Raw genomic sequence first — 26,375 nt, 5'->3', positions numbered from 1 at the left:
TGAAAAAGAGAATGAAAAGTCATGTAGATGAGCAGCTACTTGCGGATGCAAACGCTCGACTAAAAGCCGCCAGAATTCGTGTCACTATTCGTTGCCAAGGTGAAGCATTGTATCTTCGGGCCACACTGCCACCTAAACCGGGCAGCCGTCGGGTCAAGCCAGGACTACAAGCGTCAGGGGTTGGAGAAATATCAGCAGTATCGGGTGGTTGAGTGTGACGCAGAGGCGAACCGATTGACGGTGGAAACGCCTGATGGTCAACTTATGATGATTAACCCGGCTCGGTGTCAGCGGAAGACGGTGTATGCGGTGCAGGAGATTGCGGTTGCGAAGGGCGATCACCTGCGATAGACGCGCAATAACCGAGCTGCAAAAATCCGCAATGGTCAGCGATTCACCGTGGCTGGCGTTGATAGCAGCGGCAATGCCCAGATTGTGGATGACCGTGGCAACTGCTCTTACATCAATCTACAAGGACAGCAATACATTGACTATGCCTTGGTGAGCACTACCTACAGCAGCCAAGGCAAAACTGCCGACCGAGTGTTGGCCCTGATGGATAGCACCACTAGCCAGGAATCGTTTGATGTGGCGGCTTCTCGTGCCAAGCATCATCTCAGCATCTACACCGCAGACGTCGCTGAGCTGGCTCAGAAAGTTCGGCGATCACGAGCGAAAGAAAATGCCAGTGACTACATCCCTTTATTCCAGGTGGTAAATAGCCATGCCCAGACCCAGAAAGAAAACGACTCAACCCTTGACTACACTCATGACCGTCGAGATGTCGGGGAGTGTATTGGAAGCCGCATTGCTGAAAGGCTTACAGCCTCTCTATGGAGAGATAGCATCGCTCAGGCAAGAGAGTATCAAGCAGCAAGCAGCACAATCAGATACACAAGCCTTTCTGAAAACCTTGAGCGAGCAGGTTCTAACCTTACTTATTCAGCAAACGCAATTGAATCAAACCCTAGCCAAATTATCAGAGCCATCGAAAAGCGACAACGACATTGGCAACAGTTTAGACAAGCTACAGCAATGCTTAATGCAATTGGAAAAGGGGTTGACCGTCTTACATATCAAGTTGGACAACAACAGCGGTTATCAACACGAGTTAGCGAAGGATTTATCCGACTTAAATCAGCCATTGTCGCAGGCCGATTGAATAGGAAACACCACTATCAGAAGTTATGGAAAAAACACAGCCAAGGCGTTCAAGTAAAAAATCCTTGTTCGTTAGATATTCAAGTCGCAGCTAGAGCTTTTCGTACTGGCCTAGCTCGTAGAGACATCGTACTCATGTTGATAGCTGGAAGTCCCTATGTAAGGAGCCTCTATCGAGAGACGAACAGAAAACAAGTCATGCTTTATATGCAGCAAACGGTTAAACATTTGCACCGGCAGAGCGGCTACCAGAAAGTGAGCAAACAGGACAATTAGAAATGTAGAAAAGCACTGAATACAGAGACATAGAGGCATTGTGCTGAATGAGTACAACACCTATTTAAAGGCAAGTAATTCTACGTACGAAAAACCCTGTTTAGATACAGCGCTGAAAGCACTACGCAGGACATTTGGCCAAGCATCCTTAAGACTAAAAAGAAAAATCAATTTTGGTTGAACTTTTAGTAGTGAAATCGAGGTTGCTGCCAAATACATCTATATTTGAATGGCTGTATTTTGTAAGTTGAGAAAAACTCTAAAAAATCAGTTGTTTGGGCAGTAAATTGCCTATTTCTCAGTTTTCAGGACTTTATGACGGATCAATTCTTCGAAAAGCCAATTCTCAATTCGCCCTATGACTATCCAAGCCAGCATTGGGAGTTAGATGAGAAAGGTCAACCGACACAAAAGATCTTGCAGCAACGGCGACCCGCTGAGTTTGTCTCGCTAGTTGCGCCAATACCGAAGCCAAAAAAGCGCAGACAAGGCCAAGATGACGAGCAACAGACACTCGCGCCCTACGATACGGCAGGTATTTCGGATGAGCAGCAGAAGTACGATTTGTCCCTATTTATTAACAGCGTGCGGGAGAAGGTGAATGCGTGGCGCAGGTTGCCGAATCCAGTGGACTGGAAGGTGACACCGGAGACGGCTAGGCTGCTTCAGCATTGGCGGCACCATAAGTTTCAGTCGAAACGGCCTTTCTTTTGTCAGGTGGAGGCGGTGGAAACGGCGATTTGGTTGGCGGAGGTTGCGTCCAGTAGCGGCAAGAAGGAAAAGGCGTTTTTAGAGCATGTTGTGACCGTCAACCAGGCGGCGAATCCGGAGCTGCTGCGGGTGGCGCTGAAGCTGGCGACGGGAGCAGGGAAGACGACGGTGATGTCGATGCTGATTGCTTGGCAGGTGGTGAATGCGGTACGGCATCCACAGAGCAGTCGGTATACCCGTGGTTTTTTGATTGTGGCTCCGGGAATTACGATTCGCGATCGCCTCCGTGTCCTTCAGCCCAACGACCCCAACAGCTACTATGCCGAGCGGGAGCTAGTGCCCAACGACATGCTGGCAGATTTGCAAAAGGCCAAGATTGTCATTACGAACTATCACGCCTTTAAACTGCGTGAGCGCGTAAAGCTGGCCTCGGGTACTCGCAAGCTGATACAGGGGCGAGGCCCGGAGCTGAATACGCTAGAGACAGAAGGCCAGATGCTTCAGCGGGTGATGCCGGAGCTGATGGGGATGAAGAACATTCTGGTGTTAAATGATGAGGCGCACCATTGCTATCGCGAAAAGCCAGATACGGACGATGAAAATAGCCTCAAGGGAGACGATAAGAAAGAGGCAAAAAAGAACAACGAGGCAGCTCGGCTGTGGATTTCTGGCATTGAAATTATTAAACGCAAGATCGGGGTGCAGAAGGTATACGACTTGTCGGCAACGCCTTTTTTCTTGCGCGGTTCTGGCTATGCGGAAGGAACGTTGTTTCCTTGGACGGTGAGTGACTTTTCGCTGATGGATGCGATTGAGTGTGGCATTGTGAAGCTGCCTCGGGTGCCAGTAGCCGACAACATTCCTGGCGGTGAGATGCCCAAGTTTCGCGAGCTGTGGAAGCACATTAGCAAGCGCATGCCGAAGAAGGGACGGGGTAAGGCTAAGGTGTTGGACCCGTTGAGCTTACCGACTGAGCTGCAAACGGCGCTGGATGCACTGTATGGTCACTATGAGAAAACCTATCAGATATGGAAAGAACAGAATATTGGCATTCCGCCTGTGTTTATTGTGGTGTGCAATAACACGTCCACTTCTAAGCTGGTGCACGACTATATTGCGGGCTTTTTCCAAGAAGGAGAGGATGAGAGCCGTACGTTTAATGCAGGTAGGTTAGAACTGTTTCGCAATTATGACGAGTATGGTGAGCGACTGGCACGGCCCCGCACGCTGCTGATTGACAGCGAGCAGTTGGAGTCGGGGGAGTCTTTGGATAAGGGCTTTCGGGCGATGGCTGCGGACGAGATTGACCGATTTCGCTACGAGATTGGGCAGCGGGATGGCGGGGTTGCGGCAGCGAAGATTACGGATCAGGATCTGCTGCGGGAGGTGATGAACACCGTTGGTGAGAAAGGCAAGCTGGGTGAGTCGATTCGCTGTGTGGTGTCAGTGTCGATGCTCACCGAAGGATGGGACTGTAATACGGTGACCCATGTGCTGGGTGTGCGGGCTTTTGGTACTCAATTACTGTGTGAGCAGGTGATTGGCCGGGCGTTGCGGCGGCAGTCTTATGAGCTGAATGAGGAGGGTAAGTTCCATGTGGAGTATGCCGATGTGTTGGGCATTCCGTTTGACTTTACAGCGAAGCCTATGGTGGCAAAGCCAGTGCCGCCCAGGCAAACGGTGGCGGTGAAGGCAGTGCGGCCTGATCGCGATGGGTTAGAGATTCGGTTCCCTCGGGTGGAAGGGTACCGGGTGGAGCTACCAGATACTCGGATTACGGCGAGCTTTAGTGAGGATTCGGTGCTGGAGCTAACGCCGAACTTGGTAGGGCCTTCGACGACGCGCAATGAGGGGATTATTGGTAAAGGGGTGGACCTCACGGTGGAGCATCTGAAGGAGATGCGAGAGTCTACGGTGCTATTTGAGCTGACGAAGCATTTGATTTATAACCAGTACCGGGAAGTGGGAGAAGAGCCTAAGCTGAACCTGTTTGGACAGTTTAAGCGGGTGACTCGTCAGTGGATGAAGGGGTATTTGCGCTGCATTGGAGGGACGTATCCGGCCCAGCTTTGCTACAAGGAAATTGCGGATATGGCCTGTGAGCGGATTAAGAATGCGATTACGGAAGCGACGGGCGATGATAAGCCGGTGAAAGCGATTTTGGATGCTTATAATCCGGTGGGGTCTACGGTGCATGTGAAACTTTACTACCTCTAAGCAAACGCTGTGGCAAACAGATTCGCGGCGGTGCCATGTGAACTGGGTGGTGTGCGATAGCGACTGGGAGGCAGAGTTCTGCCGGGTAGCGGAGGCGCGCCCTAGGGTAAGGGCGTATGTGAAGAATCAAAACTTGGGCTTGGAAGTGCCGTATTTGATGGGGTCTACCCAGCGAAAGTATCTGCCGGATTTTGTTGTGCAGGTGGATGATGGTCAGGAAGACTTGCTGAATCTGATTGTAGAAATAAAGGGATATAGAGGAGAAGACGCGAAAGATAAGGCGAATACAATGCGCACCTATTGGGTGCCGGGGGTGAATAACCTGGGCGGCTACGGGCGCTGGGCTTTTGCAGAGTTTAAGGAGATCTACGAGATTGAGACTGATTTTGCACAGGTGGTTGAGGCACAATTCAAAGCAGTGATGGACACTCACGTTAAATAGGGAGTTGGCAAGATGCTAAAAAGCTATGAAGCGATTTATGAGAATGGACAGGTGAAGTGGCTAAATGAGCAGCCAGTGGCAGCTTCTGCTCGAATCATTGTGACTGTATTGGAAGAATTTCAAGTGTCTACGACTACAGATGAACAGGTTAAGCCTAAGCGACGTACTTTCCCGACAGAATTAGCTGGGCAGGTGAAGATTTTAGGCGACATTGTCAGTCCGATTGTAGATGAGGAAGATTGGGAGTGCCTAAAGTGATTATCCTAGATACTCACATTTGGCTCTGGCAGATCAACGCGAACTTTGATCGGTTTCCGTCACACTGGCCAGCAGTCTTTGAGTCTGAAGATCGCTTAGGTATATCGCCTGTATCTTGCTATGAAATTGCGCTAGCTAACAAGAAAGGCCGATTGGAGTTACCCTATCCAGCTAATAAATGGTTTGAAGCAGCGTTGGAACCTGCGGGGATAGAGCTTTTTCCGTTAACTGCTGAAATAGCTTCTAGGGCAGTAGCCTTATCTGATGCTCATAGAGACCCGTTTGATCGAATGATTATCGCTACAGCTTTGAGTCATGGGTCCAAGCTAGCGAGTGTTGATAGTGTGTTCTCACGGTATGACGAATTGAAAGATTGTTTGATGGTGTAATCAACAGTTTTTCGTTCTTTATTTATTTCTCTTACTTTTAGTTTCTATGGCATCCCGCAATTCTAAGTCTAAGCTGCCGAAGAAGGTGGACGCCCTCAAACATGATGAGGCCACGCGCAAGAATATTCCGACGGCGGAGTATCAGTCGGTGATGGCTGAGGATGAGAAGAGTCCTGTGCAGGTGGCGTATGAGCGGCGCAATAGGGACTTAGACCCGCAGTCGGGGTGGCGGGGAAAGGATGAGCAGGATGTGAGTGATTTGGTGGTGAGTGCGCCGCCGCTATACATTCAGGCGAAGGTGTCTCCGAATGTGCTGACGGTGGATGATTTGCTACGGCAGCACCAGATGCGGACATTTAATATCTCTGGAAAGCAGCTATGAAGTTTTGGGTTGGAGTAACAGATAACAACTGGTACAGTTTTCTTTCTGAGCGGCAACCAGACGAAGTGAACTTCTGGCAGCCAAGCGGTACGCCACCCTTTAAGAAACGGCTTGAGCTTTTTCTCTTCAAGCTCCATAGTCCACTAAACTACATTGCCGGTGGCGGGTACTTTGTCACATACACTTCTTTGCCTATCTCAATAGCGTGGGAGACTTTCGGAGAAAAGAACGGTGTGCAGAGTTATTTGCAATTAAAAGAAATTATCAGCAAATATAGAGAATCTCGGGGAAGAACCAAGACTCTTGACCCCGAAATTGGATGCAGTGTTTTGGCGCAGCCTTTCTTCTTTAAAAGAGAAGATTGGATTTCGATTCCAGAGGATTGGAAATCTAATATCGTTCGAGGCAGGACATACGATACGCAAACAGATATCGGCAAGAAGCTGTTTGAAGACGTGCAATTGCGCTTATCTTCGCAAAGCATTGCACTACCGAAGCAAGATACCTCACCGAGAACGAGCGAACTTTCTACTGAAAGATATGGAGCAGAATGTATAACTCGTCTAAGACTAGGTCAAGGATCTTTTAGAGCGCTAATCACAAATGCATACAGCAGACGTTGCGCGATGACTGGTGAAAGAACCTTACCTGTGTTGGAAGCAGCACATATTAAGTCATATGCAGAGTTTGGCCCTCATAGTATTAAGAATGGACTTCTTCTACGGGCAGATTTACATAAGTTGTTTGATAGACAATACATTACAATCACGCCAGACCTTAAAATCGAAGTCAGCAAGCGCATTCACGAAGAGTATCAGAATGGCAAAGACTACTACAAGCTGCATGGGAAAAAGCTAGCTGTTACACCAAATGACCCAAATGATTTGCCTGCACGAGAGTATATTGAATGGCACAACCAAAGGTTTTACGGATAAGTAAACTACAAAAAACTGCCTGTATTCATAACGCCGACTTCCACATTGCCACCGTCCTCAAAGCAACAGATGAAGCCAACCTCCTGGTCTATATAGCTTTGACCACTTAGCTTACGCCACTACGCAAGGCTGCAACCCCTGTTCTACAAAGCTAAGCACTTAAGCTTTGTAGAACCCAACCTTAGCATCGACGAAGTAGACAACGGCCAAATCCAAGTCACCATTTATGGCGTAGACATAGTCCATCCGCAATCTGGCGAAGTCCCTGCCAGCAGCACCGACGAAATCGTCGCTGGTTCATTGAGACCGACTAAGCGTCTTCGTCCGTTATGCTTACTTCCTGGGGGCTATCTATCCATATGAGCTAATCGAAACTACGCCAAAAGCTGAAGTTGCTGTCGAAGCTTGCCAAGCTTCGACAGCGAGACCTTATGTTCCTTTGATAAGCCAAAATCTGGCCGTATCGCAGTGGAAGTGATTAACCACTTGAGCGATGAGGTTATGAAAGTCTTTAGCGTAGATAGCATATAAAATCAGGTCATATCCTTCCGCTAACCGCTACATCAGAAAACGCTAGCTTTTCGACTAGAGAGGACTCATGAGCAAACAAATCATTGAATATGCTTCACCTGTAGATACTTTGATCGCTCTAGTCAAAAAGCTATATGCCTACGAAACTGAACATCATATGGATTCTGCTGAGTTTTTCGAAAAGTACAATCGAGGAGAACTGGGTGATAATGAAGTGTTTGCTGAATGGTCGGGTAACTACAAACACTTCTCAGCCATAAGAAAAGAGCTAAAAACGAAACTACAGTATGCCGCTTAAAGTCTTTCAAGCATACTTTAGTTCTATTGAGACACGGCTGGCCCCATTCCCGATATCTCTATTTGCGATGATACAGAGGCAGAAAATAAAATCGTGAGCGACTGGATTTCAGCACGTTTGGCAGAAGGATTGCAGCCGGATGAGATAGGGGTGTTTGTGCGATCTTCAGCAGAGTTTGGATAGAGCGATCGCAGCCATCCAATCATCAGGAGCCACCCCCACCGAGCTAGACGATCAGGTAATGCCGTCTAAAGGATGCATTGCCGTAAGCACCATGCACCTAGCCAAAGGTTTAGAGTTTCGTGCTGTCGTCGTTATGGCCTGCGACGATGAAGTCATTCCTTCCCAAACCCGCATCGAAAACATTTCAGACGAAGCAGATCTTGAAGAGGTTTATAGTACCGAACGCCATTTACTTTATGTCGCCTGCACCCGTGCCCGCGATCAGCTATTGATCACAGGCATGGAACCAGCTTCAGAGTTTCTAGATGATCTCGATATAGTCAATTCCATATCGAGTTAAACCAAGATTGTCCTTAAATGAGCTTTCAGAGCATCTAGCGGCTTCCAACGTTCCATAAGACTAGGGCTATTGAGCGATTTTACTTGGGTATTTTGCCAGCCCCAATCCCTCTCTAGTTCTGCATCTAAAGGTGCATGTTCAGGATCGGCATTGGCCCAAATAACCTTCACCCAACGAATAATTCCCCACTCTGAATTATTCCACTGTGGTCTGTCTTCAGAAGGCTCATTGACGACTTCGACCACATGAGATAGATAACGTTTCCCCTCAGCATTTCGAGATTTTTCTGCCCTATAGTTTTGAGACAAAATAATTAAATCTCCCTTCTCTAGATTCATGGCATTTGTTTCAACGCCTTTTCCTTCTCTAAAATTTAAGGGAAAATAAGAACCCTTACCGTATTCTTCGTAGGCCCATTTACCACTTTCTAAATAGCTGACATTTTAAATATATTCCAACCGTTCAAGATTCATTGGGTTTTCCCTCATGGCTATCCTTACGCTAGGAAGATACCCAAGTCAGATGGAACGACCTTAACCACAAATGCAATCGCGAAGAGACGGATTTGTGCGATCGCACAGACACTCAATTACCCAAACCTAGAAGCAGAGTGCTTAACCGGGGCAGTCAATCCATCATGGCTTGACTACAGGGAAAATTCGATCTATCGTCAAAACCAAGGCTGTGATATCTGTCACAGTCGTTCCTTAGAACTCAATTTTTCTTAGCGCCATCGGCAGGTGCTACCAACACCTAGCCGACGGCTAACCCCCAGGATTCACAGGCAATCCCGGACGCTAGGGTTACTCTACCCCAGCCACCCCGATTTGCACTACATCTTCGTGGGGTGGCTAGGTTTAGTTGAGTTCTGGTTTCCTCCCAAACCCATATCTGGAGACCAGATCTCATGTTTATCCCTTCCGTTCAGGACGCCTCAGCGTCCACAGCTTCACCTATCGCGAGTACTACGCCACCACTAATCAACGACACTGAAACCGTACGCCACCTGCTATTCGGCAGCCTCAGCGCCGTACAGTTCACCATCCGGCTCCTATACAAGCGGGGCTACGCCGAACCAAACGACTGGAGCCAGCTTATTTCCACCGGCAGACCCAATGAAGTCATGGCTATTTTGACCAGGCGGATCAGGCTAGAGAGTCAATAGCAAGGTGCAATAGAACCCGATAACGGAGCCGATTATGCTGTCGGCTCCACCGGCTCACCCATTCCCTGACGTCGATAACGCAGAAACTCCGCAAACGTTTGAACCTCTTCGAGTAGCTCTTCTGGCATTTCATCCAGTAGTCGAAATCAACCAACTTTCACCACATTAGAAGGCTTGAGAAGCGTCATTTGCTGCGATCGCAAAGCCTCTCCCGTGGAGACTCGCACAACCTCAACCCCCAATGTTTCCTGAAAAGCGCCTTCCTTAGAAGCCTGTGCTCGCCGCAAACCCTCCGCCCCTTCCAACTTCACCCAGCCATCAAAAAGCTCTACTAAGAACACCTGCCCCGGCTCCAGAACCTCCGCGATAGTGCCCGTCGTCCCAATAGGAGCCTCATTTTGAGCCGTTAAAGCATTACTAGAATCGCTCGCCAATGCAATCGGCTCTAATAACCGCACTTGCTCTAATAGGTTGAACTGCTCCATTTTCACCTCTGCGACCTTTCTGGGATAGCGGTTACAAATCTAGCCGTTGTGTCTCACCAAAGCGTAAATCCATCCAGTTCTCACCCACCAACCAATACCAGAAAGCCCTTGAATCTACTCTACGGACTAATGTTGCTCTCCATACTGATTCTGATAAGGAAAATATAATCTGCCACTTGGACACAATTTTCTGACACTGATTGCACTGGGACAGGTATCTTAGAGCAATTCTCCTGGAACCACTGGAACCATCAGCTAAAATGAAGTAGCAAGGAATCAATGTCCTAGGAGCCCCTCAGGTTGCAACTCCCTAATTGCTCCCAGGCCTACATCCAGCCCAATAAACTAACAGGTTACCTCTTATCTCAGACCCATGATATCGGTAAAGCAAAAGCTAAGTTTTTTCTCGGAGTAGGCTTCAGCCACACAAACCCAACGCCACTGGAGCAAGCACTGCTCAACCTGACTAAAACTCAAGGCGTCCATGAAGTTATCGAGACCATTCATGGAACAAAATACGTCATCATTGGCCCTATCAAAACCCCTTCAGATAAAACAGTTACCATCTTGACAGTCTGGATTATTGATAATGGAGAAGACTCCCCCCGATTTATTACGGCTCGACCTTATAAAGACAGCTAGAGGCGAAGGATTTACTGATTCATGATTAAGGAACTCGACGTCATCACCCTCACACGCGATATCAAAGAGCAGGGCTCCGGAAAGGTCGTTCCGAAAGGCAGCCGGGGCGCAGTGGTGCATTGCTATAGCGACACGCAAGGCTTTGAAGTCGAATTTATGGATGATACTGGAGAAAACTCTAGTGTACTGACCTTAGAAAAATCTGATATCCAGCTAGATAGAACAACGATTCAGGCCCAGGTCATCGAACTACTGAACTATTTACCTGAAGACCTATTGGCAGAAGTTCGAGATTTTGCAGAGTATCTACAACAGAAGCGATCTAAAAAAGCAGGCTAATCCAATAGCGCATGGGTCACGCAGCCTTAGACAAAACCATCTCAAACCGAAGAATTTCTTCAAGCTGCTGACGGCTTAAGTCATAATCGTCAGCCAACGATTCCAAGCTTTCGCCTGCCCGGAAACGGTCAATAATCATATTCGCAGGAATCCCTGTATTGACCACCACAGGCCGTCCAAATGATAACCGTGGGTTAATCTCCAATACACGAGGCTCATCTGCCTGCTGTAGCTGAATCAGTGGAAATAGCCGTTGCGGGTGCCCTTCCTCATCCCATTCAATACGCTGGAGGAACTGCTGTAAGGTCTTTTTCATAGCCAGCTGACCATCTCTAGACGCATTAATCAGCTGACCTACAGACTCCACAAACAAATCCACACCGTCCGTCTGAAATTGGGCTCGCGCCAGCGGGTGAGGCAACCCAAACTTTTGCTCTACGTAATCCAGCGCCGTACGCACCTTGTCCAAACGCACCTTGTGGTTTTGCCTAATCACCCTCAGCACATGAGCTTCAACCAGGTTAGTGAACGAAAGCTGGGGACTATTGCCATCTGGCAAGTGAATCAACGGCTCAAAATACTTATTTCCATTTGCAGTCGGATACGTCCGCCCATGCAACCACGATCGCAATGTCCCCGCTGGAATAGCCAAGTAGCGAGCAGCATCAGCAACCGGATAAGTTGCCACATTACGAATATCTAGTTGCTCATAGGTGGAGGTCATAAATGTTACGCCCAACTAGCCTAATGCGTATTTATACGCAATGAAACCATCTTGATACGAGTGTTTTTAAGACCTGCTCACGGCCTATCGTTTTCTGATTGTGGTGTTGGCTGTTGTTGGGAATATGTTGGGTCGGAGCCCAACACAGTCAATGTGCTGTGTCCAAGGACATCTAGAAATAAGTCAGGTAAAATATTGGTTGTAGGGTAGATAATATTCAAGCGTTTGTATCGTAGCTAGGGAGGTGCTCTGTGACATTGCAAGAGCTTCAAGCTCAAGTATTACAGTTACCCTTAAAGGAGCGCTGGCAACTGGTTCAGCAGTTGTTAGGTTCGATCCAGCAAGAAACGATAGGCTCGGGATTATCTTTAGAGCACGAGCAGGCTTTTCCTCAGATTCAATATCGCGTGGGCACAAGCGGACAAGCCAGTGCGAGCATTAAGGGCACTGGTATTAGAATACAGACTATGGTCATTGCGAAAGCTGACTGGGGCTGGGACGTGAGTAAAATTGCGGATGAATATAACCTGTCCACAGCTCAAGTTGCAGAAGCTTTGAGCTTTTATGAGGCTCATAAAGCAGAGATAGATGATGCGATCGCATCCGAAGCAGCACTAGAAGCAGCTTCCTATGCCTAGTTTAAAGCTGCACTTGGATGCCGATACATCTATCAAAGCCCTGCATAAAGCATTGATAGAGCGCGGACATGATGTCACGCGAACACCAAATAATTGGATGCCGGAAGATGCTAGCGATAAAGCCCAATTGTTGGGAGCTAGTGAGCATAAGCGATGCATATTTACCTTCAATATCAAGGATTTCATCGTATTATCAGCTCAAATTCCCGAGCACAGTGGCATTTTACTCGCGGCACAAAGAAGTTGGTCTTTGTCAGACTTAATCCGCGCTATTGATCGGGTGTTCACCGAGACTCAGAGTGAGGACTGGCGAAGTCAAGTCCTCTGGCTCAATCAATGGCGTGAATGATGCCCTAAAAAATCAGGCTCATGGCACTCAATGAAGTAGAAAATAGCAGCAGGTAGTATGTTGGATATGGGGCAAATTTCGACCTGAATTTTCCACTGAATGGCCGCATGGTTACAGCATCTAGGGAAGATGCTAAATCCAATCTCTACAAAGCCTATACACAAAGGGGCTTACAGGCGAATGTCCACCGTCTTCTAAGCGGTTGGTCACAGGTTTGAATCCAGTAGGATCCGTTGATGAATAGAGACCTGCAGTCCTTTCTCCGAAGGTTTAGGCACAACATAATTAGGATATTCGATGCAGTTTTTCCTGCTAGCAAATGAAGTCGAGTATCACTGATGTTATTTGCACAGTTCGCGAGAATTGTACAACGCTTAAATTTGCCAGTCAGTCATTGGAAGCCAATAGCGCAACCTCACATTCCAGGGTGAAAATCTCTTTTCACCACATAGACTCTAACTGTATGAACCAAGCATATGCTCGTCCGCTTCTTCGAAAAGTGCTAGAAGTGGCGCCACGAGATACCGTCTGCGGGTCTTAAGCAGATTTCGGGCGGGTTTCAAAACCTGAAACGAACCCGTGCTTGTCTGGAAAGTGGGTCAGGCTGTTGATGTTACGACTAAGAACATCACTCAAACCGACGGTTTATGAAACGCTCTTGGACGCTTTTGTTGATCGGATCTGCTTTAGCAACATCTAGCTTTAGTAGTTGTGCTCAATCACCTAACGAGAGTCAGGTAGACTTTACAGAACCAGCAGCAGTCGAAAGTGACGTTGCACCAGACATTGATCAGGTACCGACTGCTCTAGAGGTAGAACAAGCGAGCGAGTTACCAGGAGAACGACCTCAAACGACTAGACCTCAGCTGACCAAGCGAGCCTATCTAACCCTAGGGGTAACTTCAATAGAAGATAGCTTTGGGCAAGTCCGCCAGATTATTCAAAAGCAGCAAGGCGATTTGCTTTCCTTACAAGACAGCAGTGACCGTCAGCGCTCTCTTAGCCTTGAGCTACGGGTACCTCAAGAAAGGCTCGATGCGACGCTAGACGACTTTACGGTCTTAGGTGAGGTTCGCGGCCGATCAATCAGCACAGAAGACGTATCTAGTCAGATAGTGGATCTGCAGGCAAGGCTGAAAAATGCGCGAAAGTCAGAAGAAGCATTACTAGAACTGATGGGACGCACTGGAGAAATTTCAGATATACTCGAAGTCTCCAAGGAGCTAAGCAACGTCCGCCAAACAATTGAACAGATGGCGGCCCAGCAGCAGAACCTTCAGACTAAAGTGCGCTACTCGACGATTACCCTTGAACTGGAGAGCGCGATCACCATAACGTCAGATCAACCTGCACTCTCTCGCCAGCTTGCTAATTCTTGGCAATTGGCGACCCATTCTGTAGGCAGCTTCACTACTAATCTTTTGCAGATTGGTCTCTGGCTCTTCGCCTATAGTCCGTATTTGGTAGTTTTACTTTGCGGGGCAGCGATAGTCAAAAAAGTTAGATTAGCTGATCGCAGCTAGAGGGTATGAATTCCTACTACTTCTGTAGAATTCCTCGGGGCACTATTAGAAGGGCACTATCGGAGATGACACTCCCGATGTAACGCGCGATCGCGATAGATGACTACATCCTCTCAAAAAGGTTGAGCAGGTTTTACTGTGATTCACTCGACGGAACGCTTAGGCTGAACATACGGGCTAATCAGCGCGTGCCTCACGACTGAACTATCTGAGGAAAGACCTGTGGAAAACTCTGTGGAAAACTTTGGATTGAAGAGACGAGTTTATCAAAACCTTAAATATTTCAGAAGAGACAAAGTCTGTCAACAGTGCTGTAAGTGCCTAAGGACAACGGTTGAGATATTGTTAACTCAGATACAGATCCGTGTAAATACTGAGCTGGTCGGTGGTGTAAGTTTTCCACAACTCTCTCAAAACAGTCATAAGATCTAGTCTCACGCACCGCTGTAATGCGGAGCTGCCAATTTGAACCAGCTAGGAACAGTGTGCTTTTCTCTAGCTTTAGGATTGCTGTTTACTAGAGAGCTGCGCAATCTTTTCTTTTAGCAGCTCTATCTGGGCTTTCATCGCATCGATTTGGCCGTCTTTTTTCGCAAGTAGCTCTTCATACTTAGCTAGCAGATGCGTTTTCTGCTTGATTTCTAGCGCGCTTAGCCCAGCACGAATGAGGTTGGAATAGGGTAACTCTGCAACATCTACGGCCTGCGGAGTTTCTGCTGAAAGGTATAAAAATCCTTTCTGCTGGCTCATTTGCACAACTAACAGATGCCCTTCTCCATTCTCAATTGTAAGCTGTTTCTCGTCGTCATTCGTCTCTAGGGTGCCTTTGTAGAGCCGCTTGCTGTGATAGAACTCGATGTCGAGGCGGGCAACGCTTTCTAAGACGCTATAGCACTCAGAGCTATAGTTCGCTAGCTGGGTCTGTGCTCTTAAGTGGCTCTGTTCAGCTACTAAGGAAAGATCGGATGAATCAGCAGGCTGTTCTTTTGCGAGGTCAGCTGATGGTGAAGAGTCAATTAGCTGGATATTTTTATTAGGGTATGGTGATGGTGTGGCTATCTTTGCTTCTCCTTGGCTACCTGACCAAGGGTGGATACCTGCCTTTGTCTGAGGCGCTGGCTTAGAAGGGCGAACGCCGACTAAATCAAGTTCTACGGTACGATGACCTTTCCATTCATTCAGACGTAGCTTGTAGGCAATATCTAAAATTCTTGGAAGCGGATAGTATTCTGCCCAACGCCAGGCGATCGCTTTCATCACTACCTTCTGGGCGTCATCGCTAGCCTTATGAGCCATCGTCAGTTTCAGATGATCACTGTTCTTTCCGATCACCTTTTGTTCGACAATCGTAACAGCAGCAGTCCAAAATACCGGATCGGGATTCTTAATACCGCAGGGATGAATCTGATCGAGCTGCTGGTAGAGATCCAGGGTCACCTCTTCTAAGGGGGCATGAACATCTACTTTGATTAGTGGCTTTAGATGATCCGGCTGTAGATGCTTTCGAGCAAAGTTGCTGAGCCGAGACTTGACTTGTCTAAGCTTATTAGATCTAAAGGAAAAGCCGCCTGCTGCCTGATGGCCGCCGTATTTATTCATCAGGTCATCGCAAAACGTCAACGCCTCGAATACGTTGAATTCTGGAATGCTCCGAGCTGAGCCGCGAATTTCTTTTTTGTTTTCGTCTTCGTATGTACCAATAAAAACAGGTACGCCATAGCGCTCTACTAGCCTAGAGGCCACGATACCGATGACGCCGTGATGCCAATCGGGCTGCACGACAACGAGCACCCGTTCTTTTTGGAGGTTGATTAAACCGGATTCAATCTGAGCATCGCACCATTCTATTGCCTGCTTCTCAATGATCTGACACATTTCACGACGCAGCAAATTCGCTTCTTCGCACTGCATTGCTTGCTGAAGCGCCACACCGACATCATCCGTCGTTAGTAGATCAATTACGATTTGTGGATCGGCAATGCGTCCGACGGCGTTGATTCTAGGGCCTAATCGAAAGCCGATCGCTTCTGGCCTAAGCGCAGTCTCTTTGCTAAGTCCAGCGACTTCAATCAGCGCCTGCACACCTGGAATCAGTGACTTTGGAAGTAGTTTTAGCCCTCTTTTTACCCAACGACGGTTGACACCTGTAAGCGGAGCAAGATCGGCGATAGTGCCTAATGTGAATAGTGCTAGCAGGGTAGCTGTGAGATCTTGCTGTTTGTTTAGACGTTGAGCCAGACAGACGGCCAAAACATAGGCCACACCGACACCTGCTACCCCACGGTAGGGTGAGCTTTCGCGGATCAGCTTAGGATTGAGAATAGCATCGGCTGGTGGTAGCTGCTCAGGAAGATCGTGATGGTCTGTAAGGATGATAGTAAGACCCAGTTCTTTGGCCCGGGAAATGGGCGCGTAGGCAGTAATGCCGTTGTCTACCGTGAGTATAAGGTTGCCACCAGCAGCGTGAAAGTCTTCAACCATGCGCTGATTAATGCCGTAGCCTTCATGCATGCGACTGGGGATGGCATAGGCTACCTGAGCGCCTAGGTATCGAAGCGATCGCATCAATAACGCTGTGCTAGTCATGCCATCAGCGTCATAATCACCACAGATCAATATTTTTTCTTCTAGGGTGATCGCCTGCTCTAGTAGCTCCAAGCTTTTCTCTAAGTCTGGAAATTCACATAAGGGCGAAGGTAATTGGATCGTTTCAGGATCTAAAAACTCCCATGATTGCTCTGGTGTGTAGATGCCTCTGTTGATTAGAACCTGGGCCAGCAGTGGTGATAGTGCCGTTACCGCCGCAATGTGATCAGCTTGAGATTTCTGCGCAGGGAAAATTTGCCACCGCTGCGCTGGAAATGATGCCGGCGATTTGGGATGCGATTTAGGCGACGGCCCTGGACTAGGCAGCGCCAGCTCCCCACCAGCGAGTGCCGTTTCGATAGAGGTTTCTGACACGTTAGACCACAGAGATTAGCTTCAAGTACTCATTCAAAAGCACTATACTCCAAAGCTACTATAGATCATATGTTCTAGCCAAGACGAATATATTATATATTAAGAATGGATTGAGTGGGGCCACCGGCTACTACCACGGTAATCGACTGCCATCCCAGGAGAAAAATGCTCCACTATCTTTAATCGTTACGTTCTCTAAAACACTTAATAGTTGAGTAACCGTCCTTTCGGTGGAGAACAGTTTCTCAGGCGCAACTCCCCTTTGAAAAGGCTTCGAAAGCCCGGTATCTGTTGTTCCAGGATGTAGCATCACCAGTATTGTTTTCGGACTACGCCGGCTGTATTCAATTGCAGAGGTCTTGAGAAACATATTTAGTGCTGCTTTAGAAGCTCTATATCCGTACCATCCACCAATACGATTATCACCAATACTGCCAATCTTGGCTGAAATAGTGGCAAATATACTTAGTTCTGCGTGCTTAAACAAACCCAGTAAGTGCTTTGCTAGCAACACTGGACCAATGCTATTAATTTGAAAATAAGTTAGAAGATTCTTTGAATTCAGCTGTCTGAGCGCCTTCTCAGGCTGTTGCTGCTGATTATGCAACAATCCTACGCAGTTGATAGCAACATGAAGATTGGGGGCTATCAACTTCACTGCTGCAAGACCACTTTCGATCTGTTCTTCATCAACAATGTCTAGCTTAATTAGATGCAAGCGATTAGGATGCTGACTGGCTAGTGTTAGCAGGCTTTCTGCGGTCTGTTTTGAGCGATAAGTGGCAAATAAATGCTTCACTCGATTGTCTAATAACAGCTGTTGAGTAAAAGCTAGACCAATTCCCTGAGTTGCACCAACGACAAGAGCGTTTATAGTCATCACAGAGGGTAGCAGCATCAGTTATAACCTCTGATAATGGACGCTCTGAGCTTATCACTTTTTTTCTTTATCTGTATAGGTTGTCCATAAACGCTGGTCGCATTAGCTTCTTCTACATCCTCCTGTCAGTTATAAGCTATAGGCGGCTCGCCTTATTAGCAAGATAGTGAACTTGCTAAAGAATGAACTTGTTGAAGGCTAAGTTTAGAGGCAAAGTGTCAAGTTCTATAGTCGTCTAAACCTTTGGCTACCACTGCGTAGATACTACACCTGCTATTACCGTGTCTCAGCAGGGTAACGAACATGAGATAAAATCTACGTAGCGGTAACCAACGAAAGGCGAATTGAAGAAAGCGCTCTAGTACTGGCTAAGGGTCAGCCAACGATAGCATCACGAACGAAGAGATAACTCTGCTCAAAGCTCATCTCGTTGATGGCGCTAACTAGCTGTTGGGCATCGTTGGATAGACTATAATCGCCAGGAACTTGAATAACAGATCCTTTTGCCATACCCTGTCCTAAACGATACCAAAGCGCGATCTTTGTAGTATTGCTTAAATTGTTGTACGCATTGGTTAAATCATTCCCCTCACCAGAGAGGACATCGCGCATGAATTGAAGCTGTTCTTCTTTAGACTTCTCTTTAATCTGGTTGTACAGATCGCTAGAGCTGTCTGACTCCTTATTATCATCAGGGTTTTCAAGTCTCTCTTCGCCTAACCCTTCATATACGTACCACAGAGTCGCTAGCTTCTCGTCGGCGCTTAGCGCGTCAAACCGTTGCTTTTGTTCTTTCTGTGATGTTGTGTAGTCGGCAGCAGTGGCCATAGAATTATCTCCTTGCAAACGTATTTGCAAACTTAATTTGGTAAGCTAAACGCGCTCAACTTTCTTCTTGCTTTGATTTTTCTCATTCTAATTGTTTGCACTTCAAACAGTTGCTAAAAACCTCTCATCTCTAGGACAGGTCTTTCAACGCACTTTATGAGAACAATATGTTTTGTGAGAAGCCTCTTATAAGAAGTACTTAAGAATTGCTCGCTTGTCCTTAATGTAGTGAATCGCATCGTCTGAATACGACCTTCTGAAGATAGAACAAGAATACCAATAATCTCTTACGTCTGAAGTAGCCAGATTGTACCTTTAGGACTGCTATTACAGTTGATCTTCTCGTCGCTATGATCTTAGTTTTAGCAGTTCGTTCAGTTTTGCTAGGAGCTTGACCTTTACACTCACTATCTGTTGAGTCTCATTAAGCACAAATTCCCAAGCGACGTTGACTACAAAAAGTGGTGTTTTAACTTTTCCTCTGACGAGAGAGTGTGGGGATAATTGCTGAGATGATCCTGAAGTGTCAGTCTTAGACTCTTCTAAATCGAGAGTTTCGTGGTCAAAGGTGTCACGACCAAGGGCTTCATAGTCTAAAGGTGTAAATCTCATCCCAGTCGCTTCGGAAGTTAGATACTGAGCGATCGCCTTTCTCCCTACAATAGGCTTCTCAAAAGGTGGTATGAGCTGTCCCTCTTCTACAAATAAACCTGCCATCTGCCCAAACTCACCCGCGTTCGCAGTTTCGAAATATCGTCGAATCGGACTGGGTAAAACTAACTCTGCCATTGGATGGGAGTTTGGTGAAGTGGAGGGCTCTGCCATAGCTCTAGTTGTGATGAATTTGTGCTGGTAAATTTGTATCCATACGTTTGCGTTTGTGAATTCATATCTGTGAAAGATAACGCGGGTACGAATTCTAGATGCCTTGTAATCAAACGCCCTTTAATCAAACGATAGAGCGTCTTGGTCTTTCCTCTACCGTAGGTCAGAATCCCCCTTAGACTGGATAAAATCGCCCCAAAAGTGCTTATTGCATAGCTTGCTCTGCAATTAAGAAGTCGACAAACTGCCTGGCGGTGCGACCCGAACGGCCATTGTTTCTGGTGGCCCACTGCCGAGCCCGCCAGTCTAGGTTCCCAGCCTCTATTTCTAAGCCCGCTTGTTTGGCAAGTTCGCGAACGATTGTCAGGTAGGTCGGCTGGTCGGCAGGAGAAAAGGTCAAAGTCAGCCCAAAGCGATCGCTAAACGAAAGTTTCTCTTGTACGGTATCCCAAGCTTGAATTTCGTCGGCATCTTTGGGCCGAGGTCGCTCATCGAAGAACTCACGAATAAGATGGCGGCGATTCGATGTTGCATATACAACCACGTTTTGAGGTCTGACCGTAACCCCCCCTTCAAGCACAACTTTGAGCGCTTTGAAGTTCTCGTCATCATCCTCGAAGGACAAATCGTCCACAAAAATGATGAACTTCTGTGGAGCCTGACTAAGCGGTTCTAGAATCTGAGGCAGGTTGGGCAAATCAACTTTGGGCACCTCGATTAAACGCAAACCGCGATCGCTATACTCATTGAGCAGTGCCTTAACTAAAGAAGACTTACCTGCTCCACGACTACCGTACAACAATACATTTTGAGCAGTGTAACCTCGCAATAGAAACTCTGTGTTCTGAATCAGCTGTTGCTTTGGATGGTCGTAGCCAACAAGCTCAGAGAGTCGGATAGGATCTGGCGTTGAAATACCAACAAGCTGACCGATTGCAGATTTCCATCGGAATGCACTAAATTGTCCGAACAGACCAACGCCTTTAGCACGATAGTAGACAGTGAGTTCTCGTATGGCACCTGTCCATTCTGGTTCGTAGGGAAACTCAACCGGAAGCTTTGCTTCCAACCCAGATTGAGCAGCAGGCAAGTCTACGCCCCCACCTGCGTCACCATTTGCACTATCACAGGTCACTTTTACCCACTCACTGATCTGCGCTGTCGGCAGACTATAGAGATTGTGAAGGATGACAAGATCGTGATGAACAGCAGCAAGGATGCTAGGGCTAAAGTGATTTGATAAGTCGCTTTCGGCAGGGCCTTCAGTCATTGAAGATAGGTGCTGTGCCTGCTGTGAAAACGGAGTATCAGCAGCTAGAATTTGTTGGATAAGGTATTGCTGCCAGCTCTGTGTTCGCGCGGCTAGTGCAAAGAACCATTCCCCGTAGGCCCGGCGACAAGCGGCTATCCGTGCATTTTTGAGAGCTGGTGTAGTCTTACCGGTCAGTACGCTTGCTTCTAAGTTGTCTGTCTTTAGATCAACTATTTGGATCGATAGTAAGGTTTCGAGTAGTCGAACAAAAGCTCGACCAACATTACTCTTTAATACTGACTGATAGAGTAACAGTGAGGCAGATTGCTGGTAGTAGTTCTGAATTTTGGCAACATCTTTAGGGAGTGAGTTGGCCGTCACGTTTGGCTCCATTGCTGATTTAATTTGCGAGTGACTGGTCTGCTTACTAGTAGTCTTTCATTGTGTTAGCTCACCAACTAAGTTCTCTGCAGTGAGTTCTAAAGAGAAGGCACAGGCACCCGCCGACAAGATTTCTCGGGCTTATCTTCAAGCTCATATCTGATAGAACGTGTGTCTCCCAACATTGCTTGGCATCGGCAAATATCGCGCTCCCTCATCTCGCCGTATAATTCCTATGCATAGCCGCATTATGAATTAAGACAGCATTATGAATCTTACTTTTGCACCTTTGTTTACATTGATCTATGGCATCCTTGCGATCGCAGGGGGCGCCATAGGATACAAGCAAGCAGGTAGTCAGGTCTCTCTTATCTCTGGCTTTATCAGTGGGCTACTGCTATTGATTGCAGCCTATCTACTCTATGGCAGAAGTCAAGCAGGTCCTTTGCTAGCTGGCGTGGTTAGCTTGGTCTTAGTCATCGTTTTCGTTATTCGGCTAGCCAAGACACGTAAGTTTATGCCCGCTGGACTAATGATTATCATGGGTGTGATTAATTTAATCTCTCTTTCAACACTATTTACCTCAGTCTAGCGATCGCTCAACTAAACGTAGGCCAAACTGCGCCAGCGTGCGTCAAAGTGCATAGTTGGGCATGCCTACAGTTAAGCCTTCTGAGAGTGCCATTGCAGATAGCGGGTTTGTCACGATATTAACCGGTCCTTTCCAGTACCTATCTACGTTTGCATACCTGTAATTATGTCGTCCGAAGATCTCAGCGCTCTAATCACGCCTGCCTCTGTTCAAGATCTTGCTATCAACCAGCAGATATATTCGAAAGCGTCTAGCTACGAAGGGACTGCTCAGAAAGGGATCTTTCAGAAGGCTGTCTCTTTCGCCTCACATACTCAGCAAGCGAGTGGCCAATCGGGTCAGGCCCGTCTGTGGAAGCCTCGTCAGGTGCTATTTACCCCTGCTGCTTTGGAAGAAGCGTGGGGACAGCAGATATACCAAAGGGTGAGCGATCTGGGCCTATCGATCACCGAGCTGAAAAGCAACCGAATTACCGGGCTGCGGGGCAAAGACGAACGCGAAACCTACGCCAAAGCCAAGCAGACAATGGCCGTGGTCACTGCGCCACCAGGACAGTTCAAGCTACAGCCAATTCCGCCTTCCGCCGACTGGCAATTTCATCTAGCAGAAGGCTGTCCGGCGCACTGCCAATATTGCTATTTGGCCAGCAGTCTTTCGGGGCCTCCGGTGATTCGAGTCTATGCCAACCTTCCTGCTATCTTGGAAAATACCGACCGCTTTATCAAAGAAGACAGCGCGTCTACGAGCTTTGAGGTTAGCTGCTACACTGACCCACTGAGCCTAGAGCATCTAACAGGTAGTTTGGGAGAGTGTATTCGTTACTTTGGTACACAGCCACGCAAGCACCTCCGCTGGGTCTCGAAATTTAACAATGTCGAACCGCTGCTAGAGATTGAACATAATGGGCGGACTCGATGCCGCGTAAGCATTAATGCTAATCCGGTGTCGAAGGGGTTTGAAGGTGGAACAGCAAGTGTGAGCGATCGCATTCAAGCATTAAGAACTTTGGCACTACCAAAATCGCAGGGCGGCGGTGGCTACCCTATCGGTTTTGTCATCGCGCCGATCATGGCCTTTGAAGATTGGAGAGACAGCTACACTCAGCTACTCGAAGAGATTGCTACTGCTATAGATTTTGAGTGCGATCTGACGTTTGAGCTAATCACCCATCGATTTACCGCTAAATCAAAGCAGGTACTAAACGAATGGTATCCCAACAGTGAGCTAGACATGCAAATGGACTCACGAACGACAAAGCGCAACAAATTTGGCGGCATCAAATATGTTTACGATAAAGACACCACACAGGCGTTGCGTAGTTTCTTTGAAGAGAAGATAGAACAGAATTTTACCAACGCGAAAATCTTGTACTGGACATAGTAGTTGTGCGAGATTTACTTCTGAAAATATAGTGGCTAGAACCAATGCATGCATAGAAATCGATATATAGAAGATCGAATACTATTGACCCATGCACTAGATATTATTGGAAATAGTGACGAATTAATGAGTTGTTAGCCTATACCTTATACGATACTGTTGACGAACTAAATATCGACGGCTGAACCCACGAGTTTTCGTTGATTTAGGAAAGGAGGCTACCACGAGCTTATTAGGTTTGAGCCGCTTGAACGGAGTTCGCCAACAGTATCTTATACTTTCTCGGAAATAGTATAATCCTTGCTGTATAAGGCTTTCACGGATTTACAAAAAAGACCTCAAATGAATGCTGAGTAAGGGCTTGAAGCCATTTTGGGCCTCTTATTACCGATAAAGTCTCTTGATTATGTCGGTAGCACTCATTATCCACGATAAGCTAGTCGGAAGTCGTGCAGTTTGTCTTCTTGGTACATTTGATATGATCAAACATGGACATGAGAACGTAGAAAAAACGCTATGGTAATTAGCCTTGACCTTCCGTCGGAGCTGGAAAATGAGTTGTCTACAGAGGCTTGTCAGCCTAAATTGCCTCTAGCAGAGTATATTGTGCGTGTGCTTGCATTCCGCCCTTTTCTCCTAAATCCTCATAGAACGGGTGTAAAACTTGTGGCTTAACGGGAAGATATTGGGATAGTTGGCTCCTGACCTGATATTACTGATAGTCAGGAATATGCACACAGGTTGCGCAACCAAGCTGAGTACCGCGAGCAGGTTTAGGTAGCGAATGCGTCGTAGATACTGATGTCATGATTGACATCCAGTGAGGTTATGCCCCTGTGCTTGCCTAGTTTGCCTCTGCCTCAGAACTGCCCAACATTCCTAACTTCATTGTCATGGAACTGATTCAGGATGCTCAGAATAAGGAACAGATTCATAAAGTCCTACAAACGGTGGCTCCATCCTAATCTTTTGGCCTACTGAAACTGACTGTGCTTATGCTCTGTCGGACTTTACGGCTTATCATTTGTCTCATAAGGGTGGCTTTATTGATGCGTTGATAGCCGCTTGTGCCGCTGGACAAAATGCGACTCTCTGTGCGTTCAATGTGAAACACTACCGAATCATTCCGGGCTTAAGGTTGGAGCAACACTATAGCCGCTGAACCGCCTAATACCGCGTTAGTGCGGACGAAATGAGTGGTATCAGTAAGAGTTTAAGGTTACCTACGCAGCATAACTTCACTGTTAACTGGCTCCCCAAATTTAGTTGGGTGAAGCTTGAGAATTTGGTTTGGTCACTGAGGGTTTGTGATTTTTAGCTTAATTCGGGGAATACTAGCACAAGTCGTGAATATTTTTTAGGCAATTTAGAGCGATTGTTAGAGGTTAAACAATGACGGTTGCGGAAGATTTCAACTTTGAGGCTACAGTCAAAGCTGCTTTACACGAAGCTCTAAGGGAACGTGGTCATGTCAATGTTCTAATCGCCGGACGAACCGGAGTAGGTAAGAGTACTCTTATCAATTCGGTCTTTCAGGGAAACTTTGCTACTACTGGTCAGGGTCGTCCTGTCACGCAGAACACAAGAGAAATCAAAAAAGAAGGGATTCCACTTTCTATTTTCGATACTCGCGGTCTTGAAATGGCAGATTTCTCTGAAACATTAGATGCGTTGAAGTCTTTGATTAATCAGCGTTCAAGAAATACCGACTCAAACCAACACATTCACGTTGCCTGGATTTGTATAGCGGAAGATTCCAGACGTGTTGAACCAGCAGAGGAAGAACTGGTAAAAATGCTGGTGGACCGTAATATACCTGTCATTGCTGTAATTACAAAATCGAGATCCGATAAAGGTTTTCGTGCTGAGGTCCTACGAATATTGCTACCTGTAAGCAATGCTGTTAGGGTTCGTGCTATTGATGAAGAATTAGATGAAGGCATTGTTCTTCCTGCTATGGGGTTGAAAGATCTTGTGGATTTGACTATGCAGGTTGTCCCAGAAGGATTGAAAAGGGCTTTTACGGCAGCTCAGAAAGTAGATATTGAGTTAAAAAAAACACAGTCTCATGTAATCGTTACGGGCGCAGCGACTAGTGCCGCAGGAATTGCGGCTTGTGCCAGTTCCATTTTCTGATGCGGCCGGTATTGTACCAATTCAAGTTGGCATGCTGGCTGGTATTTCAGCAACATTTGGTCTGTCGATTGACAAAAGTTTTCTGAGCACTATAGTCGGGAGCATCATTACCGGAGCAGGTGGGACACTTGCAGGACGCTCTATTGTATCTGGTCTGCTCAAAATGATTCCTGGTGCAGGTTCTGTAGTCGGTGGAACAATTGCAGCAGCTACAGCAGCAGGGCTTACCACTGCTTTTGGTGAAGCATATATTGCCGCATTAGATATGTTATTTATCCAAAATAATGGTGAGCCACCCACATCTGAAGAAGTTGCAGAGGCATTCAAAGCCAAATATCTGCTACTTGCTGGTGGTAAATGAGCTACAGAAGTTTAGACAGTTAGAATTTTTTGGGGTGGGCTCAACGCGACGTATTGACGAACATTCTAGCGTCTGTCTAGTTCTCAAGGCTGAGTAGTTGAATCTGTTGCTTCGCCTTCTTCATTAGATATCCAGTCAGGGACAGGGCGTTCGATCGCGTTGGCGATTCCACCAGAAACAAGATGAATTTCCATCTCACTAGACTCTTCAGCTTCAACTAAGTTGGCGGAATCTACTTCCTCATTGCTGCTATTTTCATCACTGCTAGTGGCATCTGCTTGGCCCATCAGCTCAATAACCTGTACATATCGCTGGTCTCCACCGAAGTCAGCTCCGCCTAGCAGCAGCTGATAGGTATGCTTCTCTGCTTCTGAGGCGGTTGCTTCTAGGGTGATGGTAGCTTCTGGATCTTCTAGGCCGAAATCGACGAGGTTGTTGCTTTCGGCGGTTATAACTCGATTGGATGGACGGGTGATCTGGCTGAGGAGAAAGGCGATCGCCCCCCCTTCTGCTATTGTTTCTTCGGGTGCGCTCATCTGCCAGACACCCGACTCATCTTTTACGAAAGCCAAATCGCTCTGGTTAGAACGGCTCAGCGTGAACCGCGTGATCGCACTTTCTTCAAATGGCAGCAGCGGTTTGCCTTGCGCTTCACCTACGGTTTCATCTGCATTCCTAGCGCGCTCTGCACTATCACTGTTTTCAAATAGTAAAACACCACCGCCAAGCGTGATCGCAATCAACAACAACAACAGCGTTCCGCGATTCAACATAGATCATTTCTCCTAATC

30 protein-coding genes are annotated in these 26,375 nt (G+C 47.1%); 20 read left to right on the top strand and 10 right to left on the bottom strand.

Annotated elements, in window-relative coordinates:
- Window positions 1–99: 99 nt before the first annotated feature.
- The 10 genes from S7335_RS27675 to S7335_RS28345 all read left to right on the top strand — a co-directional run bounded on the left by S7335_RS27675 (window position 100) and on the right by S7335_RS28345 (window position 8,123).
- Window positions 100–351 (top strand): hypothetical protein, encoded by a 252-nt coding sequence (locus S7335_RS27675; protein WP_227499942.1) that lies wholly within the window; start codon window positions 100–102, stop codon window positions 349–351.
- A gap of 48 nt (window positions 352–399) precedes the next feature.
- Window positions 400–1,437: a hypothetical protein gene (locus S7335_RS03860; RefSeq protein WP_006454019.1), complete on the top strand. Its 1,038-nt coding sequence runs from the start codon at window positions 400–402 to the stop codon at window positions 1,435–1,437.
- Window positions 1,438–1,752: 315 nt separating this feature from the next.
- On the top strand, window positions 1,753–4,365 hold the full coding sequence (locus S7335_RS03855; RefSeq protein ID WP_006456637.1) for a BPTD_3080 family restriction endonuclease: 2,613 nt from the start codon (window positions 1,753–1,755) through the stop codon (window positions 4,363–4,365).
- Between the two features lie 37 nt (window positions 4,366–4,402).
- Window positions 4,403–4,807 (top strand): hypothetical protein, encoded by a 405-nt coding sequence (locus S7335_RS28350; RefSeq protein ID WP_006456828.1) that lies wholly within the window; start codon window positions 4,403–4,405, stop codon window positions 4,805–4,807.
- 12 nt (window positions 4,808–4,819) lie between these two features.
- The gene (locus S7335_RS03850; protein ID WP_006454792.1) at window positions 4,820–5,065 is read left to right on the top strand and encodes a hypothetical protein; all 246 of its coding nucleotides are present in this window, start codon (window positions 4,820–4,822) and stop codon (window positions 5,063–5,065) included.
- On the top strand, window positions 5,053–5,454 hold the full coding sequence (locus S7335_RS03845; protein WP_006454181.1) for a type II toxin-antitoxin system VapC family toxin: 402 nt from the start codon (window positions 5,053–5,055) through the stop codon (window positions 5,452–5,454). Before S7335_RS03850 ends, S7335_RS03845 begins: the two co-directional genes overlap by 13 nt.
- 46 nt (window positions 5,455–5,500) lie before the next feature.
- Window positions 5,501–5,836 (top strand): hypothetical protein, encoded by a 336-nt coding sequence (locus tag S7335_RS03840; RefSeq protein WP_198011342.1) that lies wholly within the window; start codon window positions 5,501–5,503, stop codon window positions 5,834–5,836.
- On the top strand, window positions 5,833–6,771 hold the full coding sequence (locus S7335_RS03835) for an HNH endonuclease (RefSeq protein WP_006456542.1): 939 nt from the start codon (window positions 5,833–5,835) through the stop codon (window positions 6,769–6,771). Before S7335_RS03840 ends, S7335_RS03835 begins: the two co-directional genes overlap by 4 nt.
- Window positions 6,772–7,369: 598 nt before the next feature.
- Window positions 7,370–7,600 (top strand): antitoxin TumA, encoded by a 231-nt coding sequence (gene tumA / locus S7335_RS03830; RefSeq protein ID WP_006456428.1) that lies wholly within the window; start codon window positions 7,370–7,372, stop codon window positions 7,598–7,600.
- Between the two features lie 154 nt (window positions 7,601–7,754).
- On the top strand, window positions 7,755–8,123 hold the full coding sequence (locus S7335_RS28345) for a 3'-5' exonuclease (protein WP_227499941.1): 369 nt from the start codon (window positions 7,755–7,757) through the stop codon (window positions 8,121–8,123).
- Here S7335_RS28345 and S7335_RS03820 read toward each other — a convergent pair.
- Window positions 8,120–8,461, bottom strand: coding sequence for a hypothetical protein (locus S7335_RS03820; protein ID WP_198011341.1), 342 nt, complete (start codon window positions 8,459–8,461; stop codon window positions 8,120–8,122). The two genes, S7335_RS28345 and S7335_RS03820, sit on opposite strands and share 4 nt — an antisense overlap.
- 415 nt (window positions 8,462–8,876) lie before the next feature.
- Window positions 8,877–9,032, bottom strand: coding sequence for a hypothetical protein (locus S7335_RS27670; protein WP_157620075.1), 156 nt, complete (start codon window positions 9,030–9,032; stop codon window positions 8,877–8,879).
- Here S7335_RS27670 and S7335_RS03815 point away from each other — a divergent pair.
- Window positions 9,031–9,288 carry a hypothetical protein gene (locus tag S7335_RS03815; RefSeq protein ID WP_006455185.1) on the top strand — a complete coding sequence of 86 codons (258 nt, stop codon included), beginning with the start codon at window positions 9,031–9,033 and terminating at the stop codon, window positions 9,286–9,288. The two genes, S7335_RS27670 and S7335_RS03815, sit on opposite strands and share 2 nt — an antisense overlap.
- Before the next feature lie 146 nt (window positions 9,289–9,434).
- On the opposite strand, the gene S7335_RS03810 is transcribed toward S7335_RS03815, so the two are convergent.
- A complete protein-coding gene (locus S7335_RS03810) occupies window positions 9,435–9,773 on the bottom strand; it encodes a hypothetical protein (RefSeq protein ID WP_006457332.1) in 339 nt (112 codons plus the stop codon).
- Window positions 9,774–10,073: 300 nt separating this feature from the next.
- Here S7335_RS03810 and S7335_RS03805 point away from each other — a divergent pair, with 300 nt between their 5' ends.
- Together S7335_RS03805 and S7335_RS03800 are read left to right on the top strand one after the other, a co-directional pair.
- Window positions 10,074–10,415, top strand: a complete 342-nt coding sequence (locus tag S7335_RS03805) for a DUF6883 domain-containing protein (RefSeq protein ID WP_038015561.1) — start codon at window positions 10,074–10,076, stop codon at window positions 10,413–10,415.
- Between the two features lie 21 nt (window positions 10,416–10,436).
- The gene (locus S7335_RS03800) at window positions 10,437–10,754 is read left to right on the top strand and encodes a DUF4926 domain-containing protein (protein ID WP_006454911.1); all 318 of its coding nucleotides are present in this window, start codon (window positions 10,437–10,439) and stop codon (window positions 10,752–10,754) included.
- 16 nt (window positions 10,755–10,770) lie between these two features.
- Here S7335_RS03800 and S7335_RS03795 read toward each other — a convergent pair whose 3' ends face one another.
- Window positions 10,771–11,478, bottom strand: a complete 708-nt coding sequence (locus S7335_RS03795) for a DUF433 domain-containing protein (protein WP_006454511.1) — start codon at window positions 11,476–11,478, stop codon at window positions 10,771–10,773.
- A 251-nt stretch (window positions 11,479–11,729) separates the two neighbouring features.
- Between S7335_RS03795 and S7335_RS03790 the strand changes: the two genes are divergently transcribed.
- The 3 genes from S7335_RS03790 to S7335_RS03780 all read left to right on the top strand — a co-directional run bounded on the left by S7335_RS03790 (window position 11,730) and on the right by S7335_RS03780 (window position 13,988).
- A complete protein-coding gene (locus S7335_RS03790) occupies window positions 11,730–12,116 on the top strand; it encodes a DUF433 domain-containing protein (protein WP_050765765.1) in 387 nt (128 codons plus the stop codon).
- Window positions 12,109–12,465: a DUF5615 family PIN-like protein gene (locus S7335_RS03785; protein WP_006453812.1), complete on the top strand. Its 357-nt coding sequence runs from the start codon at window positions 12,109–12,111 to the stop codon at window positions 12,463–12,465. Before S7335_RS03790 ends, S7335_RS03785 begins: the two co-directional genes overlap by 8 nt.
- A gap of 647 nt (window positions 12,466–13,112) precedes the next feature.
- The gene (locus tag S7335_RS03780) at window positions 13,113–13,988 is read left to right on the top strand and encodes a DUF4349 domain-containing protein (protein WP_006454071.1); all 876 of its coding nucleotides are present in this window, start codon (window positions 13,113–13,115) and stop codon (window positions 13,986–13,988) included.
- A 501-nt stretch (window positions 13,989–14,489) separates the two neighbouring features.
- Here the strand turns inward: S7335_RS03780 and recJ are convergent.
- From recJ to S7335_RS03755, 5 genes are all read right to left on the bottom strand, one after another.
- On the bottom strand, window positions 14,490–16,949 hold the full coding sequence (gene recJ / locus S7335_RS03775) for a single-stranded-DNA-specific exonuclease RecJ (RefSeq protein WP_006454434.1): 2,460 nt from the start codon (window positions 16,947–16,949) through the stop codon (window positions 14,490–14,492).
- A 130-nt stretch (window positions 16,950–17,079) separates the two neighbouring features.
- Window positions 17,080–17,847 (bottom strand): SDR family NAD(P)-dependent oxidoreductase, encoded by a 768-nt coding sequence (locus S7335_RS03770; protein ID WP_006455801.1) that lies wholly within the window; start codon window positions 17,845–17,847, stop codon window positions 17,080–17,082.
- Between the two features lie 357 nt (window positions 17,848–18,204).
- Window positions 18,205–18,657, bottom strand: coding sequence for an orange carotenoid protein N-terminal domain-containing protein (locus S7335_RS03765; protein WP_006454254.1), 453 nt, complete (start codon window positions 18,655–18,657; stop codon window positions 18,205–18,207).
- A gap of 348 nt (window positions 18,658–19,005) precedes the next feature.
- On the bottom strand, window positions 19,006–19,482 hold the full coding sequence (locus S7335_RS03760) for a nuclear transport factor 2 family protein (RefSeq protein WP_006457059.1): 477 nt from the start codon (window positions 19,480–19,482) through the stop codon (window positions 19,006–19,008).
- Between the two features lie 205 nt (window positions 19,483–19,687).
- Window positions 19,688–21,127 carry an ATP-binding protein gene (locus S7335_RS03755; RefSeq protein ID WP_038015559.1) on the bottom strand — a complete coding sequence of 480 codons (1,440 nt, stop codon included), beginning with the start codon at window positions 21,125–21,127 and terminating at the stop codon, window positions 19,688–19,690.
- Between the two features lie 256 nt (window positions 21,128–21,383).
- Between S7335_RS03755 and S7335_RS03750 the strand changes: the two genes are divergently transcribed.
- From S7335_RS03750 to S7335_RS28725, 4 genes are all read left to right on the top strand, one after another.
- Complete coding sequence (locus tag S7335_RS03750) at window positions 21,384–21,707, top strand: TMEM14 family protein (protein ID WP_006455054.1); 324 nt, start codon at window positions 21,384–21,386, stop codon at window positions 21,705–21,707.
- Between the two features lie 165 nt (window positions 21,708–21,872).
- Window positions 21,873–23,087: a spore photoproduct lyase family protein gene (locus tag S7335_RS03745; protein WP_006457052.1), complete on the top strand. Its 1,215-nt coding sequence runs from the start codon at window positions 21,873–21,875 to the stop codon at window positions 23,085–23,087.
- Between the two features lie 1,392 nt (window positions 23,088–24,479).
- Window positions 24,480–25,223, top strand: a complete 744-nt coding sequence (locus S7335_RS03740) for a GTPase domain-containing protein (RefSeq protein ID WP_227499940.1) — start codon at window positions 24,480–24,482, stop codon at window positions 25,221–25,223.
- Entirely contained in the window at window positions 25,204–25,584 is a 381-nt protein-coding gene (locus tag S7335_RS28725) for a DUF697 domain-containing protein (RefSeq protein WP_006454490.1), read from the top strand. The genes S7335_RS03740 and S7335_RS28725 overlap by 20 nt, the downstream gene beginning before the upstream one ends.
- Before the next feature lie 83 nt (window positions 25,585–25,667).
- Here S7335_RS28725 and S7335_RS03735 read toward each other — a convergent pair whose 3' ends face one another.
- Window positions 25,668–26,357, bottom strand: coding sequence for a DUF4340 domain-containing protein (locus S7335_RS03735; RefSeq protein ID WP_006455782.1), 690 nt, complete (start codon window positions 26,355–26,357; stop codon window positions 25,668–25,670).
- Window positions 26,358–26,375 lie beyond the last annotated feature (18 nt).

The sequence above is a fragment of the Synechococcus sp. PCC 7335 genome, assembly GCF_000155595.1.
Classification (GTDB): Bacteria; Cyanobacteriota; Cyanobacteriia; order Phormidesmidales; family Phormidesmidaceae; genus Phormidesmis.
The sequence above is the reverse complement of the archived record's forward strand: the minus strand, read 5'-3'. Positions and strand labels throughout refer to the sequence as shown.